The organism is Nonomuraea jabiensis (assembly GCF_014204795.1).
In the GTDB taxonomy this organism is placed as follows: Bacteria; Actinomycetota; Actinomycetes; order Streptosporangiales; family Streptosporangiaceae; genus Nonomuraea; species Nonomuraea jabiensis.
In genome coordinates this window covers 2147136-2163299 of sequence record NZ_JACHMB010000001.1, presented here as the reverse complement: position 1 = coordinate 2163299, position 16164 = coordinate 2147136, and the positions used below count along the sequence as shown (strand labels likewise).

Here is a 16164-nt window from a genome sequence, read left to right as displayed (position 1 = left end):
TTCTTGCATATATATTCCATTATGACTAGGCGTATTCTGAAGCCAAGGCGCGATCAAGGGATGGGTGTGGACGGCTGATGGGGGACGTGACGCGCGTCGGGGGAGCCTGGCGCGAGGTGGAGATCACGCTCACCGCCTCCGCCGACCTCCCCGACGCCTACACCGCGGTCGAGGTGTGGGCCGACTTCACCCACGACGCCGGGCTCGCCCTGCGCAGGCCCGCGTTCTACGACGGCGGCCGCACGTGGCGGATCCGGTTCAGCTCGCCGCTGGCACACGGCCGCTGGCACTGGACCACCGGAGCGTCCCTCGACGACCGCGGGCTCCGCGGGGCGTCCGGGACCATCGAGGTGGACGCCGTCGAACCGCCCGCGCACCGCTTCCGGCGGCACGGCTTCTGGACCATGTCGCCGGGCGGGCGCAGCCTCGTCCACGCCGACGGCACCCCGGCGATCATGGTCGCCGACACCGCCTGGGGCCTGCCCTGGCGGGCCACCGAGGAGCAGGTGCGCACGTACGCGGCCGACCGGCAGGCCAAGGGCTTCAACGCGGTGCTGCTGATGTCGGTCCAGCCCGACATGCGCGCCGTCGGCCCGCGTGACCGCCGCGCCGACGAGGGCTTCGACGTCGCCTTCGAGGACCTGCCCACCGGCTACCTCAACGCGCTCGACCCGGCCTACTTCCAGTACCTGGACCGGCTCCTGGACATCCTGGTGGAGCACGAGATCGTGCCCGTGCTCCAGCCGGTCTTCCAAGGGTTCGGCTGGAAGGGGCTCGACGCGGCCGGCACCGTCGTGCCGCCCGCCGAGTACGCCCGCTACTGCCGCTACCTGGTGGCCCGCTACGGCGCCCGCCCCGCGATCTACCTGGTCGGCGCCGACGGCTCCGGCCGCGAGCCGCAGATCGCGGCCGGCGGCGCCGAGGTCCACGCCTGGGACTGCTACGCCCAGCCCACCGGCATCCACTACCGCCCGCACGCCGACAACCGGGCCTGCCAGGACGCCGACTGGCTGGACTTCCAGTGGTGCCAGACCGGCCACGGCGGCGAGCACGTCCCCGAGCGGGTCGCGGTCATGCGGCGCGACACGCCCGTCAAGGCCGTCGCCAACGGCGAGCCCACCTACGAGCAGACCCGCAGCGTCACCAACGCCGCCGGCTGGTGGCAGGGCCACGAGGCGTGGAGCAACCTGTGCGCGGGCGGGGCCATGGGCGTCGTCTACGGCGCCGCGAACATCTGGCAGTGGAAGCTGCACGCCGACGAGCCCGGTCACGCGCCGTACTTCCTGGCTCCGTCGGGCGGCTGGCGCGAAGCGCTCGACTTCGAGGGCTCCACGTACGTCGGGCTGCTCGGCAAGATCCTGGACGGGCTGCCCACGACCGACATGGAGCCGGACTGGGAGACGTTCATCAGCCCGCGCGCCCTGCGCGTGCCCGGCCGCCTGCACGTGGTCTACCAGGAGAACGGCGGCGCGCTGCGCCCGACGCGCGAGGACGGGCTGCCGGCCGCCTACCGGGTCGTCGACCCGCGCACCGGCGACGTCGTCGCGAGCGGCCGGCGCCGCCCCGGCGAAGCCGTCGAGGACGAGCGGCAGGTGGCCCGCGTGGTCATCTTCTGCGACGAGTGAAACAGGGGATCAGGCGATCGCCTGGTAGGCGGTGGTCCAGAAGTCCTTGTGGAGGCGGGGCGTGTGGACGGAGTCCATCGCGCTCTGGGTCAGCAGGATGCCGACCAGGTCCTCGGCCGGGTCGGCGTACCCGGTGGTGCCGAGGCCGCCGTCCCAGCCGAACTGGCCCGGCGAGGCCAGGTCGCGGCGGTGGGTGCGGACCGCCAGGCCGAACCCGTAGCCGCCGTGCCGGCCGAAGTGGTCGCCGAACGCGTCCTTCTCGACCTTCTGCCCCGGCGTCAGGTGGTCCATCGTCATCAGCTCGACCGAGGCCCGCGACAGGACGCGCGTGCCGCCGAAGGTGCCCTTGTTCAGGAGCATGCGGAAGAAGGCGTGGTAGTCGTCGACGGTCGAGACCAGCCCGTCGCCGCCGGCCTGGAAGAGCGGCGGGCGGCTGTACTTCCCGCCGGCGGCCTCGTCCCAGACGACCAGCTCGCCGTTCTCGGGGTTGTGCGCGTAGCTGGTGGGCAGGCGGTGGATCCGGTCGGCGGGGACGTGGAAGCCGGTGTCCTTCATGCCGAGCGGCCCGAACAGCCGCTCGCGCAGGAACTCCTCCAGCGGCTGCCCGCTCACCCTGGCCACGAGCACGCTGAGCACGTCGGAGCCGACGTGGTACTGCCACAGCTCGCCCGGCTGGTGCATCAGCGGCAGCGTGCCGAGCCGGCGGATCCACTCGTCCGGCCCGAAGTCCGGTGCGGTGGTGTCCAGGCCGAGCTCGCGGATCGCGGTCTGGATCGGGTACGTGTCCGGCGCCGCCAGCACCACCCCGAACCCGAAGGTGAACGTCAGCAGGTCGCGCACGGTGATCGGCCGGGCCGCGGGGACCGTGTCGTCCAGCGGGGCGTCGATGCTCCTGAGCACCTGGCGGTCGGCCAGCTCGGGCAGCCACTCGTCGACCGGGTCGTCCAGCCGCAGGCGGCACTCCTCGACCAGGATCATCACCGCGGCGGCCGTGATCGGCTTGCTCAGCGACGCCATCCGGAAGAGCGTGTCACGCCGCATCGGCTCGGTGCCGCCCGCGTGCAGGGTCCCCAGGGCCTCGACGTGCGTCTCGTCGCCCCTGCCGACCAGGGCGACCAGCCCGGGCACGGCTCCCGACCCGACGTGTCCGGCCAGGACCTGACGCATCCGGTCCAGCCCCGCCTGTGACAGGACGGGCCGCTCGTGCTCTTCCCACCGGCCCTTCGTGTCCCAGGCACCCTTGGCGTCCCAGGTGCCCTTCATGTCCCAGCTCGTGCTCTTGGACATCGTCATTCTCCCCGCGCTGCGTACGGCGTTCCCGATGTGCGAACACTGTACTCATGCGGAACGGTGTGCGCAACAAGGGACGCCGGATGGGCGCGCGGGGCGGTCAGGCGATCCGGAGGCCCGCCGGGCTGAAGATCGACGCGACGAGGCTCTGGACGAACCGGGCGAGCAGCGCCTCAAGGAGCATCATTGCGGCCTTGGCGAGCAGGGAGGCCAGGAATTCGGACAACTCTCTACCTTTTCCTCGAAACTACGCTTCAAGTCATATTTGGGTAGAAAGATGTATATACGGTAAGAAACCGGATGTCCATAGGGTGAACAGCAGGTGACTATCCCTGGGTGGCCGACCGTTCGATCATGGCCCCCAGCCAGGTCGTGGCCCCGGCGCACCCGAGCGCGATCCCCCACGCCAGCGGCCCCACCGGCTGGCAGCCGAAGAGCTGGCTGAGACCGGGCACCGAGACGATCACTCCCAGCGCCGCCAAGGACGACACCGAGGCGAGCACCACCGTGCGATCCCCGCCGCCCAGCGCCAGGGTCTGCAGCAACTGCGCCGCCACGAGGCCGATGAGCCCCACCGTATCGGCCCGGCGCCGGGTCCCGGTCATCCGGGCCAGCACCCAGGCCGCGCCCGCCGCCACGGCCGTGGTGACGGCGCGCAGATAGATGTCCCTGGTCAGCGCGGCGCCCAGCGACGCCTCCGGGCCCTCGGCCAGCAGCTTGTCCGGGCTGCCGGCGCTCGGCGGCCTGATGGCCACCGCCATCGCGGGCAGCATGTCGGTGAGCAGGTTGACCAGCAGGAGCTGGCGGGCGTTGAGGGCGCTGCGCCCGGTGAGCAGGCTGGAGCCTAGGGTGAAGGCGATCTCCCCGACGTTGCCGCCGAGCAGGATGCCCAGGGCGTCGCGCACGGAGGTCCACATCGCCCGGCCCTCCACGATCGCGTCGATGATCGTCTCGATGCGGTCGTCCACCACGACGATGTCCGCGGCGGCCCTGGTGGCCGGCGCGGCGCGCGACCCCAGGGCGACGCCCACGTCGGCGAGCCGGATCGCGGGCACGTCGTTGGCGCCGTCGCCGGTCACGGCCACGACCTTGCCGGCCTTGCGCCAGCAGGTGACGATCCGGGCCTTGTGCTCGGGCGTGACCCGGGCGAACACCGCCACCTTCGGCAGCGCCTCGGCCAGCGCGTCGTCGTCGAGCTGCTCCAGCTCCGGGCCGGTCATCACGCGCAGCCCGTTCAGGGCGCCGATCTCCGCGGCGATGGCCTCCGCCGTGCTGGGGTGGTCGCCGGTGAGCATGGCGACCCGCACGCCGGCCCGCGCCAGGTCCTCCACGCTGCGCTTCGCCGTCGGGCGCACCGGGTCGGCCAGGCCCAGGAACCCGAGGAAGCACAGGTTCTCGATGCGCGACTCGTCGAGGTCGGCGCGGCTGGAGGCGGGCCGCTCGGCGACGGCGAGCACGCGGTAGCCCCGCAGGGCGAGCCGGTCCACCTCTTCCTCGAGCTGCCGCCTCATCCGGTCGTCCAGCGGCACGCGCTCCCCGTCGATGGTGATGCTCGTGGAGCTGGTGAGCACGATCTCGGGGGCGCCCTTGACGCTCAGCAGCTGTCCCGCCTCCGACCGGCCCAGTACGGCGTGGTAGCCGCGGGCCGGCTCGAAGGGCAGCTCGTCCACGCGGTGCCAGGTACGCAGCCCGTACCTCGGGGTGACGCCGAGCTTGCCGGCGCCCTCCACGATCGCGCGGTCCGTGGGGTGCGGGATGGCCCGCCCGCCCTCGAACCTGGGCCCCGCCCGCAGCGCCGCGCCCACGATGGCCCGCAGCTGCGGCGTGGCCTCCTCCACCGACTGCTCGGCCCGGCCGTCCGACACCCGCCGCAGGCTGATGTGGCCTTCGGTGAGCGTTCCCGTCTTGTCGAAGCAGAGCACGTCCACGCGGCCCAGCGCCTCGATCGTGGACGGGTTGCGCACCAGCGTGTTGTGGGCCGACAGCCGCTTGGCCGAGGCCAGCTCGGCCGCGGTGGCGACGAACGGCAGCCCCTCGGGGACCGCCGCCACCATCATGCTCACCGCCGGGGCGAGCGCCTGCGACAGGGGCGAGCCGCGTACGAGCTCGACGACCATCAGGAGCAGGCCGGAACCGAGAGCCGCCGGGAGGATCCGGCGGCTCAGCGTGCGCAGGCGCAGCTCGACCCCGCTCGGCGGCGGGCCCTCCTGGGCGAGCCTGGCCGTCCGGCCCGCCTCGGTGGCCGCCCCGGTGGCCACGACCACGGCGAACCCGTGGCCCGCCGCCACGGTCGTGCCCTCGTAGACCATCGAGGTGCGGTCCGCGACGGCGGGCGCCGCGGTCGGCGTGTCCGTCTTGGTGACGAGCTGCGACTCGCCGGTGAGCGTGGACTCGTCGATCTCCAGCCCGGCCGCCTGGATGAGCCGCGCGTCGGCCGGTACGGCGTCGCCGGCCCGCAGCTCGATCACGTCCCCGGGCACCAGGTCGTCGGCGAAGCCCGCCACGGAGCCCGTGGGACGGCGGATCCGTACCTGGATGGCCGTGGTCTCGGTGAGGCGGTGCAGCGCCCGCGCGACGTTGCGCCGCTGCGCCCCGCCGAGCACGGCGTCCACCACCATCACGCCGCAGATGAGCACCGCGTCCAGCGCGGAGCCGAGCCCGGCCGACACGCCCGCGCCCGCGGCCAGGACCGGGCTCAGCGGGTTGGCCAGCTCGTGCAGGGTCGCGCTGAGCAGGGATTCGGGGCCGGCCGCCGCGGGCCGCGCCAGGCCCGTCCTGCGGTGCGCGGCCTCGGCCTCGCTCAGCCCGTCGGACGAGCTGGCGAGCCGGGCCAGGACGTCGCGGGCCGCCATGGCATGCCAGGGCGTGTGGTCGGCGAGGATCGGCGCGGGCCTGCTCCCGGCGCTGCGCCCCGCCCACTCGCCGACCGCGAGGGCGGCCAGCGCCGTGCAGTCGCGGGCCAGGTTGGCGCGCCCGACGGCGGTCGAGGCCGGGCCGATGAGCGCCAGGCCGGTGCCGACGACCGAGCCGGCGGCCGCCACGAGCACTCCGCGGACGCTCGCCTTCCTGGCCGACGGCAGGCACTGCAGCAGCAGGTGCACGCCTTCGAACCCGCCGATCACGTCGGCGTCCCACGGGACCCGCCGGGCCCCCTCGATCACCCCGATGCCCAGGTCGGCCTGGCGCAGCCCGCTGCGCCCCCGCTGCGAGACCACCGCCACGGCGTGGCCCTCCGACTGCAGCGCCCGCACCGACGCGCCCAGCCGCTGCCCGTTCTGGACCACGCGGTCCACGCGCAGCCGCTCGGCCAGGGCGGGTTCCCCGCCGGCCAGGACCACCTCGCAGGTGTCCCGCGCCGCCGCGACCAGGGCCTCGGCGAGCGGATGCAGCTCGGGGACCAGGCGGACCACGGCGATCGGCGTCCCGTCGCGTTTGACCATGACGGCGGTGCCGTCCTGCGCCTCATGGGGTTCGGCGCTCCACCCGTCGCGCTCGCGCCGGGCGGAAGGGTCGGCGAGGTCGATCAACGCGTAGAGCCGGGTGTACAGATCGTCGCTGTCCACGTCGGGAACGAGCGGGGTGACGTCGTCGATCGTCCACGCGCCCGTGGTGAGCAGGGCGGCGTCGAGGACCACGGTGTCGATGCGATCCATGTGGACGAGGACGTGGCGGTTGAGCACGATCGTGTCGCGCCCGGCGAGGCCGCGGGCGACGGCGCTGGCGAAGGCCTCCCTGCCGAGGTTCGCGGCCTTGGGGATGCCGGCGATCAGCACGGACAGGCCCCGCTCGCGGTCGCTGCTGAGCACCGTGGTCAGGCCGAGCCCCGCCAGCGACAACGCGCTGGCGGCGTCGGCGTACCGCTCCACGGGCCCGCGGGGGAGCCGGCCCGGCCGCGGCGGCGTGGCGGCCCTGATGTGGCGGTACGCCCCCGTCACGGCCGCGAACTGCTCCTCGCGCTGTTCCCACGCCTTGAGCCCGGCACGCGAGTCGATGTACCGGCCGGCCGCGGCGACCGAGTCGATCAGCAGGGACATGGGCCGCATGGCCAGCGTGTGGGAGACGACCCGGGTCACCGCGACCAGCGCGTCCGCGCCGGGCTTGCCGATGCGCTCCTCCAGCTCCCTGCGTACCAGCGGGGTGTGCTCGGCCAGCGTGAGGAAGCCGGGCACGGCCGTGGACAGCCGCGGGACGCCGGCCAGCCGGCCGGCCAGGGCGAGCCCGGTGCCGGCCAGGTGCAGACCGAGGCTGACCACGGAGCGGTCGCGCTGCTCCGCGCCGTCCTGGGCGGGGGCCGGAGCGCCGTCCCCGTCCTCGTCGAACTCCTCCACGACGGCCACGAGCTTGTCCATGTCGTCCGTCGTGACGTCGCAGGCCACGAAGACGCAGCCGAGCGCCCCGTTCACCTCGGCGCGCGGCACTCCCACCGCTCTGAGGCGGTCCTCCAGCTCGCGGGCGAGCCGCTCGGTGCGCGGGCCGCCGATGTTGCGCAGCTCGATACGAGCTCCGCCCGGGCACGGCTGCACCCGGCGGGAGCGCGGGAGGACGCTCCGCACCGGCTCCGGGAACATCTTCAGCAGCGTGCCAGCGTTGAGCAGGCCGAACAACGCCATGTCGTCTCCCGTCCGTCTACGGCGTCGTGGTCACCTGCTCGGTGCGGTGCTCTTTCGCCTGCTTGTCGACCTCGAAGTCGAGGTGGTCTAAGTGGTGGTGCCGGAGGTCTCGGCCGGCTTGCTCGTGGTGCTTCTCGTGGTGCTTCTCGTGGTGCCGGTGCTCCTGCCGGTGGTGCGGCCGGTCGTCGCGGACGACTTGGCGGCCGTGCCTCTGCTGGTGCCCCTGCTGGTGCCTCGGGCGGCGCCTCTGGTCGTGCCGCTGGTCGACGGCTTGGCGGCGGCGCCTCCGGTCGTGCTCTTGGCGGCGGTGCCTTCGGTCGTGCTCTTGGCGGCGCCGGTCGTGGCGGCCCTGCGCCTGCCGGTGGTCGTGCCGGTGGTCGTGGTCCCGGCCGTGCCGCGCCGGGTGGCGGCCGTGGCCCGCTTGGTCGTCCCGGCCGTGGTCCGCCTGCTCGGGGTCGTGGTCTCCCGCGCCGCGGGCTCCCTGGCCGGCGTGGTGGTCGCGCGTGGCTGGCCGAACGCGGTCCGCGGCAGTCCTCGCCGCGCGAGCATCGTCCCGGCGCCGATGGCGGCCGCGACGGGCCATTCGAGCACCCCTACCGCGGCGAGCGCGCCGAGGGCTCCGTAATAGGCCATGCGTTCGGGCGGAGGGAGGAACGTCCGGGCGACGTCGACGTAGTGGCCCAGCTCCTGCCTGCTGATCCGTGGCATCGGGATGTTCGGCATCTGCATGCGCGGCATCTCGATGTTTGGCATTTCTATGTGTGGCATCCGCATTTCGGGCTGCCGGACCTGGATGCCGAGCATCGGCAGGTCCAGGCTGAACCGCTTGGCGCCATTCCCGTCGTGTCCGGCGGTCGTGCGCCCTCGCGGCTGGGTGACGGCCATGATCCCTCCTAGCAGGACGCTAATTCCTTATATGTCCCTATCCACGGCGTGGGCTCTATATTCCGGGCGGGAGAGATTTGGGGATTTTTGCTGTCCCTTATCCGTTCCTTTGGCAAAGCCCAGGTCAGGACGAGGGCGATCGTGTGCCCGCGAACGCCTCGACGACGCGGCGGACCTTGCCCACGGCCTCGTGGTCGCCGAGGCGCAGCGCGGTGTTCGCCGCCATGAGCACCGCGTCGATCTGGAAGGCGGCGAGCTCGGCGTCCAGGTCGGCGATCTCGCCGGCGTCCGCGGCGCCGCGCAGCTCGCCGGCGATGAGCGCGAGCCAGTCGCGGTGGTGGCCCACGAGCGCGTCGCGCACCGGCCCTGGCCGGCTGTCGAAGTCGGGCAGGTTCGCCGCCCAGAAGCAGCCGCCCGCGAACAGGGGCGTCTCGGCGTAGGAGATCCAGCGCTCGGTGAGCGCGCGCAGCCGGGCCACGCCGTGCGGCACGTCCGAAACGGGCCGGATGACGGCCTCGCGGAACGCCTCGCGCGCCGAGGCGACGGTGGCGAGCTGCAGCTTCTCCTTCGTCCCGAAGAGCGTCGCGACCCCGCTCTTGCTGATCCCGAGGTCGGTGGCCAGCCGGCCGATGCTGAGCCCGTTGAGCCCTTCCAGCGACGCGACGTCCACGGCGTGGCGCGTGATCGTCTGCCTGGCCCGCGCGCCGCGCAGCAGGCGCTGGTCGGAGATCCCGGCCGTCGCCGGGGCGGGTCGCTCTAGCTCGCTCATGAGCCCTCATCATGTCACTTGCCAATAAGTACGAACGATCGTACGTTTTGTTCGTGACTATGACAACAACGCCTCGCACCGAGGCCGCCACGCCGTGGAGCGCAGTGTCGATCGTGCTGGTCGGCGCGTTCATGGCGCTTCTGGACTCGTACATCGTCATCGTCGCGGGACCCGCGATCCAGGCCGACCTGGGCGCCTCCGGCGGCGAGCTGCAGTGGATCCTGGTCGGCTACCAGCTCACCTACGCGGTGTTCCTCGTCACCGGCGGCCGCCTCGGTGACCTGTACGGCCGCAAGCGCACCTTCGTCGCCGGCATGGCCCTCTTCACGCTGGCGTCCGTCGCGTGCGCGCTCGCCCCGGCCGCGCTCGCCCTCATCGCGGCCCGTCTCCTGCAGGGCCTGGGCGCCGCGCTGATGCTCCCGCAGGTCTACGCGGTCATCACCGTGCTGGTCCCGGAGCAGGGCAGGCACCGCGCGTACGGGGTGCTCGGCGCCGTCATGGGGCTCGCCACGGTCGGCGGGCAGCTCGTCGGCGGCCTGCTGATCGGCGCCGACCTGCTGGGCTCCGGCTGGCGCCCCGTGTTCTGGATCAACGTCCCCATCGGGCTGGTCGCGATCCTGCTCGCGGCCAGGCTCCTGCCGGAGTCACGGGCGCCGCTGGCGCGCCGGCTCGACCTGCCGGGGGTCGTCGTGCTCAGCGTCGCGCTGTTCCTCCTGGCCTTCCCGCTCATCCAGGGCCGGCAGGCGGGATGGCCCTGGTGGACCTGGGCCTGCCTGGCCGCGGCCGTCCCCGCCTTCGCCCTGTTCGTCCTCGTCGAGCGCAGGACCGCCGATCCGCTGGTGCGGATCTCGCTGTTCCGCGCGCGGCCGTTCGCCGTCGGCATTCCCCTCGTGGCGACGATCTACGCGCTGCTCTCGTCGTACTACCTCGTGCTGTCGATCTCCCTGCAGGACGGGCTGGGCCTGCCGGCCCTCGGGGCGGGGCTGGTCTATGCCCCGGCCGCCCTCACCTTCTTCGTCTTCAGCATGGTCGCGAGCCGGCTCGTGCCCCGGTACGGCCGCCGCGTCCTGGAGTCCGGGGCCGTCGTGCTGGCCATCGGGTACGCGCTCACCGCGGCCGTGCTGCTCGGCGGCCTGCCGTTCACGCCGGCGGCCGTCATCCCGACGCTCATGCTGCAGAGCGTCGGGGGAGGGCTGCTCATCACGCCGTCGCTCAACGCGGTGCTGGCCCGGACGGACCCCGCCGACGCGGGCATGGCCTCCGGCGTGCTGTCCACCGCCCAGCAGGTCGGCAACGCGCTCGGCGTCGCGCTCATCGGAGTCGTGTTCTTCCACGCCTTCGATCCCGCCACCGCAGGCCGGGCCGCCGCGGCGGCCCACGGCCTGGGGATGTCGTCGGTGTTCACCTTCGCCGTCGCGACCGTGGCGGCGGTGCTGGTGTACCTGCTGCCCGCCCGGAAGGGCTGACCGGCGGCGAAAGGCGTCACTCCGACAGCAGGCGGGCGGGGAAGCCACCGGTCGCGATGGGCCCCCAGCGGTCGATGTGGATGCGGATCAGCGACTTGTCCTGGCGCCGCATGGCGGCCCGGTACTCGTCCCAGTCGGGGTGCTCGCCGGCGATGCACCGGTAGTACTCGACCAGGGCTTCGAGGGCCTCGGGCATGTCCAGCACCTCGGCGTGCCCGTCGACCTGGACGTACGGGCCGTTCCAGTCGTCGGACAGCACGCAGATGGACACCCGCTGGTCGCGGCGGGCGTTGCGGGCCTTGACCCGGTCGGGATAGGTGGAGACCACGATCCGGCCGTCCGCGTCGACCCCGCAGCTGACGGGTGAGAGCTGCGGGCGGCCGTCCTTGCGGGTGGTCGAGAGCAGGCCGTGGTGCCTGGGGCGCAGGAACTCGAGCAGCTCGGGCAGGTCGACGTGGCGGGCGGTGGCGATGTTCGGAGCCATCTCATGTGCCTTTCGGTCATACGAAAACGCTTCGATCCTTTCATCCGGAGCGGCGGCTGCCGGGCGGGAGGCGCGCCCCGGCGTGATAACCCCCCAGGTCGGGGCATCAGGGGGGCGTCGGGGAAATCGGGAGGAGTCGGGCATGTGTGGCATCTGCGGGTGGGTTGACTTCGAGCGGGACCTGCTGGGCGAGAGGGCCACCGCGCAGGCCATGACGGACACGATGGCCTGCCGCGGCCCCGACGACCAAGGGCTCTGGATGGCGCCGCACGCCGCCATCGGCCACCGCAGGCTGGCCATCATCGACCTCCCCGGCGGCCGGCAGCCCATGGTCGCCGACGGGGACGGGCTGGAGCCGGCCGTCCTCACCTACAGCGGCGAGGTCTACAACTACCGCGAGCTGCGCGCGGAGCTGGCCGCCCGCGGGCACCGCTTCCGCACCCAGAGCGACACCGAGGTCGTCCTGCGCGCCTACGTCGAGTGGGGTGAGGACCTGGCCGCCCGCCTCAACGGCATGTACGCCTTCGCCATCTGGGACGCCGAGCGCGAGGAGCTGCTGCTGGTCCGCGACCGCATGGGGATCAAGCCGCTGTACTACTACCCGACCGCCCACGGCGTGCTGTTCGGCTCCGAGCCCAAGGCGATCCTCGCCAACCCGCTCGCCCACCCGGTGCTCGACGCCGACGGGCTGCGCGAGCTGGTGGCGTACGTCAAGACGCCGGAGCACGGGATCTTCAAGGGCATGTACGAGGTGCGCCCCGGCCAGCTCGTCCGGGTGAACCGCGACGGGTGCCGCAAGCGCCGCTACTGGCAGCTGGAGTCCCACGAGCACCGGGACAACGTCGACTCCACGGTCAAGACGGTGCGCGGCCTGCTGGAGGACATCGTCCACCGCCAGCTCATCAGCGACGTGCCGCTGTGCGCGCTGCTGTCGGGCGGGCTCGACTCCAGCACGATCACCGCGCTCGCCGCCAGGGGCCTGGCGGAGCAGGACCTGGGGAGGGTCCGCTCGTTCGCGGTGGACTTCGCCGGCTACACCGAGCACTTCAAGCCCGATCAGACCCGTTCGACGCCCGACGCGCCGTACGTCCATGAGGTGGCCCGGCACGTCGACGCCGAGCACACCGACATCGTGCTCGACTCGCGGGAGCTGATGAACCCGGCCGTGCGGGCCGCCGTGCTGCGCGCCCGCGACCTGCCGATCGGCATCGGCGACATGGACAGCTCGCTCTACCTGCTGTTCGAGGCGATCAGGGGGCGCTCCACGGTGGCGCTGTCCGGGGAGTCGGCCGACGAGGTGTTCGGCGGCTACCGGTGGTTCCACGACCCGGCGGCGGTGGCGGCCGACACCTTCCCGTGGTTCATCGGCGGCCTCACCGACCGCCTGGGGGTGGAGCAGCTGTTCAAGGAGGACCTGGAGCGCACGCTCGACGTCTCCGGCTACCAGGACGCCGGCTACCGCCAGGCCATCGCCGAGGTGCCCGAGCTGCCCGGCGAGGAGGGGCACGAGCGGCGCATGCGCCAGATCAGCTACCTGCACCTCACCCGGTTCGTGCAGATCCTGCTCGACCGCAAGGACCGGATGAGCATGGCCGTCGGGCTGGAGGTCCGGGTGCCGTTCTGCGACCACCGGCTGGTGGAGTACGTCTTCAACGCCCCCTGGGCGATGAAGACCTTCGACGGGCGGGAGAAGAGCCTGCTGCGCGCGGCCGCCGCCGACCTGCTGCCGGAGTCCGTGCTCCAGCGCGTCAAGAGCCCCTACCCGGCCACCCAGGACCCCGCCTACGAGCAGGCCCTGCGCGAGGAGGCCCGCGCCCTGGTCGAGCGCGACACGCCCTGTGCCCAGTTGCTCGACCTGGGCAAGGCGCGTGCGCTCATCGACCGCCCTGTGGGCGACTCCAGCTCCCTCGCGGCCCGCGCCTCGCTGGAGCGGCTGCTGCAGCTCGACGCGTGGCTCAGGGAGTACCGGGTCCATCTCGCTCTCTGACCGCCGGCCGGACGCGGGGCGGCACGCCGTTCGATTCCCGAGTGAGAGGGGAGCCGCTCGGGACGAGGACGGCGCTACCTGCCGATCACGAGGTCGGCGTGGGCGTCGGGGTCGGGGTCTCCGAGACCGATGACGACGGATCGGGGGTCGGGGTCTCGGTGGGCGTTTCCGTCGGAGTGTCGGTCGGAGTGTCGGTCGGAGTGTCGGTCGGGGTCTCGGTCGGGGTTTCGGTCGGGGTTTCGGTCGGGGTCGGGCACGCGGTCGGGGTCTGCCACGCGGGCGGGCCCTGCCACCACTGCCATGCCTGCTTCCAGCCCTTGTACGACCAGATCCGCTTGATGGGCCGCGACAGGTCGTAGACGGTGGCAGCCGTGGCCGTGGCCGTGGCCGTGGCTGTGGCCGTGGTCGTGGCTGTAGCTGTGGTCGTGGCTGTAGCTGTGGGCGTGGACGGAAGCGTGGCCGTGGCTGTGGGCGTGGGCGTGGGCGTGGACGTCTGGTCGGCGCCGATCGCGGTCACCGACACCCAGTCGTCCTGCTTGACCGCGCTGTTGCCGCGCCGTCCGGCGATGGTGTGCGTGTTGTCGTCGATCGCGTACGTGCGCTCGAAGCCGTCCTGGCTGCGCACGGTGATCGAGTCCTCCGCGACGGCGGTCGCCTGCCCGGTCTGGGCGAACAGGGTCACGGTGCCGCAGCCGTCCTTCGTCGCCACCGCGAACTCGCCGTGCATGGTTCCGACGAACCCCCACGGGTTGATCGGCGCTATGTCCGGAGGGGCCGTGGTGGGCGTATCCGTAGGTGTTTCGGCCGGCGGGTCGGTCGGCGTTTCGGTTGGTGTTTCGGTCGGTGTCTCCGTGGGTGTCTCGCTGATCGTCGGCGTGGGGGTCGGCGTGCCCGTCGGCGTCGTTCCCGACGCCGCCGAGGCGGCTCCGACCCCGCCCGTCGTCGCCAGCACGACGGCGGCGGCGACGATCAGCGGTCGGGGGACGCGCCTGCGCGGACGGTCCGGTTCGAATGACAGTTCCTCGTGTGGTTGGTCAGTTGGTGGCACCTTGTCCTCCACATCGGGTTCGTCCGATTACAACCCCGACGGACTAAGCCACGTGTAAGCCGGCGTCGGGGGATCCGCCCGCACAGCGCTGCCCACATCCGTTGCCTTCATGCGCCAGATGGTGGACACCCCTTCAGATAGTTAGGCATGAAATGCGACTATCAGAGTCGTTTGTCCCTTAAGCGATAGGCGGGAGCATGACAGACGAACACGGCAGGAAGGCTCTGGTGGTGCGCGGTGGCTGGGAAGGGCACGCCCCGGTCGAGGCCACCGAGCTCTTCGTGCCCTTCCTCGAGAAGCAGGGGTTCGAGGTGCATCGGGCGGAGTCTCCGGCGCCGTACGCGGACTCCGAGTTCATGTCCGGCATCGACCTCATCGTGCAGTGCTACACGATGGGCACGATCGAGAGGGAGGAGCTGAGCGGGCTGGAGGCCGCGATCCGCGCGGGCACCGGGATGGCCGGCTGGCACGGCGGCATCGCCGACTCCTACCGCAACTCCTCCGACTACCTGCATCTCATCGGCGGGCAGTTCGCCTGCCATCCCGGCAAGGACCCGGCCGAGCGGGAAGGCTCGCAGGCCGACAACTTCGTGCCGTACACCGTCAACATGCTGCCCGAGGCGGCCACGCACCCCATCACCGAGGGCATCGCCGACTTCGACCTCGTCACCGAGCAGTACTGGGTCCTGACCGACGACTACATCGACGTGCTGGCGACGACGACGCAGCAGGTCCGTCCGTGGGATCCCTGGCACCGGGAGGTCACCTCGCCGGCGATCTGGACCCGCCGGTGGGGGAACGGGAAGATCTTCGTCACCACCCCCGGGCACAGCCTCGACGTCCTGCAGGACGACAGCGTGCGCACCATCATCGAAAGGGGAATGTTGTGGGCCAGCCGGTGAACGTCGGCGTCGTGGGGTGCGGGGCGATCTCGGCCCAGTACTTCCAGACCATCGACCGGTTGCCGCAGCTGCGGCTGGTGGCCGTGGCCGATCTGGACCTCGACCGGGCCCGGGAGGCGGTGCGTCCGTACGCGGGGGTCGACGTGCTGAGCGTGGCGGAGCTGATGGCGGACCCGCGCGTGGACGTCGTGCTCAACCTCACCGTTCCCGCCGCCCACGCCGAGGTGGCGCTGCAGGCCATCGCGGCCGGCAAGGACGTCTACTGCGAGAAGCCCCTCGCCGCGACGGCCGCGGACGCCGCCCGCGTGCTGGAGGCGGCCGCCGCCGCTCGCGTGCGCGTGGGGTGCGCGCCCGACACGGTGCTGGGCACGGGTACGCAGACCGCGCGCAACGCGATCGACGACGGCCTGATCGGCAGTCCGATCGCGGCGACCGCGACGATGATGACGCCCGGCCACGAACGCTGGCATCCGAACCCCGACTTCTACTACGTCCCCGGCGGCGGCCCGCTCCTGGACATGGGGCCGTACTACATCAGCAGCCTGGTGACGCTGCTCGGGCCGGTGGCCAGCGTCATCGGCGCGGCCAGCCGTACGCGTCCCAAGCGCACCATCGGCTCGGGCCCCCGCCAGGGGGAGGAGATCCCGGTCCTGGTCGACACCCACGTCACCGGGGTGCTCGTGCACGCCTCGGGAGCGCTGTCCACGCTGGTGATGAGCTTCGACGGGGTGGCGACCAAGGCGCCCAACATCGAGGTGCACGGGGAGAAGGGCTCGCTCGTCGTACCCGACCCGAACCGCTTCGACGGCCCGGTCCTGATCTCTGGCCCGGACGGCTGGCGCGAGCTTCCCGAGTCGGCCGGCTACGTGGGGGCCGGGCGCGGGGTGGGGCTGCTCGACTTCGCGGCGACCCCGGTGGACCAGAACGTGGGCCAGCAGCTCCGCGCGGGGGGCTCGCTGGCCTTCCACGTGCTCGACGTCATGGAGTCGCTGCTGGCCGCGGCGGGCTCGGGCACGGCGGTGACCGTCACGAGCACCTGCGAACGGCCTCGTCCCGTGGCTCTCCATCCGAGCGTGTCGTAACCAAGGGTGCCCGATC

12 protein-coding genes are annotated in these 16164 nt (G+C 72.4%); 5 read left to right on the top strand and 7 right to left on the bottom strand.

Annotated features, from left to right (window positions below):
- Positions 1–77: 77 nt before the first annotated feature.
- A complete protein-coding gene (locus HD596_RS09210; protein WP_185068855.1) occupies positions 78–1625 on the top strand; it encodes a glycoside hydrolase family 140 protein in 1548 nt (515 codons plus the stop codon).
- A 9-nt stretch (positions 1626–1634) separates the two neighbouring features.
- On the opposite strand, the gene HD596_RS09205 is transcribed toward HD596_RS09210, so the two are convergent.
- The 5 genes from HD596_RS09205 to HD596_RS09190 form a co-directional block, all read right to left on the bottom strand.
- Complete coding sequence (locus HD596_RS09205; protein WP_246554232.1) at positions 1635–2912, bottom strand: serine hydrolase domain-containing protein; 1278 nt, start codon at positions 2910–2912, stop codon at positions 1635–1637.
- Between the two features lie 103 nt (positions 2913–3015).
- Positions 3016–3141, bottom strand: a complete 126-nt coding sequence (locus HD596_RS63645) for a hypothetical protein (RefSeq protein ID WP_281398188.1) — start codon at positions 3139–3141, stop codon at positions 3016–3018.
- A 100-nt stretch (positions 3142–3241) separates the two neighbouring features.
- On the bottom strand, positions 3242–7525 hold the full coding sequence (locus HD596_RS09200; RefSeq protein ID WP_185068854.1) for a cation-translocating P-type ATPase: 4284 nt from the start codon (positions 7523–7525) through the stop codon (positions 3242–3244).
- A gap of 87 nt (positions 7526–7612) precedes the next feature.
- Positions 7613–8410 (bottom strand): hypothetical protein, encoded by a 798-nt coding sequence (locus HD596_RS09195; RefSeq protein WP_185068853.1) that lies wholly within the window; start codon positions 8408–8410, stop codon positions 7613–7615.
- A gap of 124 nt (positions 8411–8534) precedes the next feature.
- Positions 8535–9179: a TetR/AcrR family transcriptional regulator gene (locus HD596_RS09190; protein WP_185068852.1), complete on the bottom strand. Its 645-nt coding sequence runs from the start codon at positions 9177–9179 to the stop codon at positions 8535–8537.
- A 59-nt stretch (positions 9180–9238) separates the two neighbouring features.
- Here HD596_RS09190 and HD596_RS09185 point away from each other — a divergent pair, with 59 nt between their 5' ends.
- Complete coding sequence (locus tag HD596_RS09185) at positions 9239–10645, top strand: MFS transporter (protein ID WP_185078370.1); 1407 nt, start codon at positions 9239–9241, stop codon at positions 10643–10645.
- A 16-nt stretch (positions 10646–10661) separates the two neighbouring features.
- On the opposite strand, the gene HD596_RS09180 is transcribed toward HD596_RS09185, so the two are convergent.
- Positions 10662–11129 carry a PPOX class F420-dependent oxidoreductase gene (locus tag HD596_RS09180; RefSeq protein ID WP_185068851.1) on the bottom strand — a complete coding sequence of 156 codons (468 nt, stop codon included), beginning with the start codon at positions 11127–11129 and terminating at the stop codon, positions 10662–10664.
- A gap of 142 nt (positions 11130–11271) precedes the next feature.
- On the opposite strand from HD596_RS09180, the gene asnB reads away from it, so the two are divergent.
- Positions 11272–13116 (top strand): asparagine synthase (glutamine-hydrolyzing), encoded by a 1845-nt coding sequence (asnB, locus tag HD596_RS09175; protein WP_185068850.1) that lies wholly within the window; start codon positions 11272–11274, stop codon positions 13114–13116.
- 85 nt (positions 13117–13201) lie between these two features.
- Here the strand turns inward: asnB and HD596_RS09170 are convergent, their stop codons facing one another.
- Positions 13202–14164: a hypothetical protein gene (locus tag HD596_RS09170; RefSeq protein ID WP_185068849.1), complete on the bottom strand. Its 963-nt coding sequence runs from the start codon at positions 14162–14164 to the stop codon at positions 13202–13204.
- Between the two features lie 197 nt (positions 14165–14361).
- Between HD596_RS09170 and HD596_RS61505 the strand changes: the two genes are divergently transcribed.
- Positions 14362–15066, top strand: coding sequence for a ThuA domain-containing protein (locus tag HD596_RS61505; protein WP_185068848.1), 705 nt, complete (start codon positions 14362–14364; stop codon positions 15064–15066).
- Complete coding sequence (locus tag HD596_RS61495; RefSeq protein WP_185068847.1) at positions 15051–16148, top strand: Gfo/Idh/MocA family protein; 1098 nt, start codon at positions 15051–15053, stop codon at positions 16146–16148. Before HD596_RS61505 ends, HD596_RS61495 begins: the two co-directional genes overlap by 16 nt.
- Positions 16149–16164 lie beyond the last annotated feature (16 nt).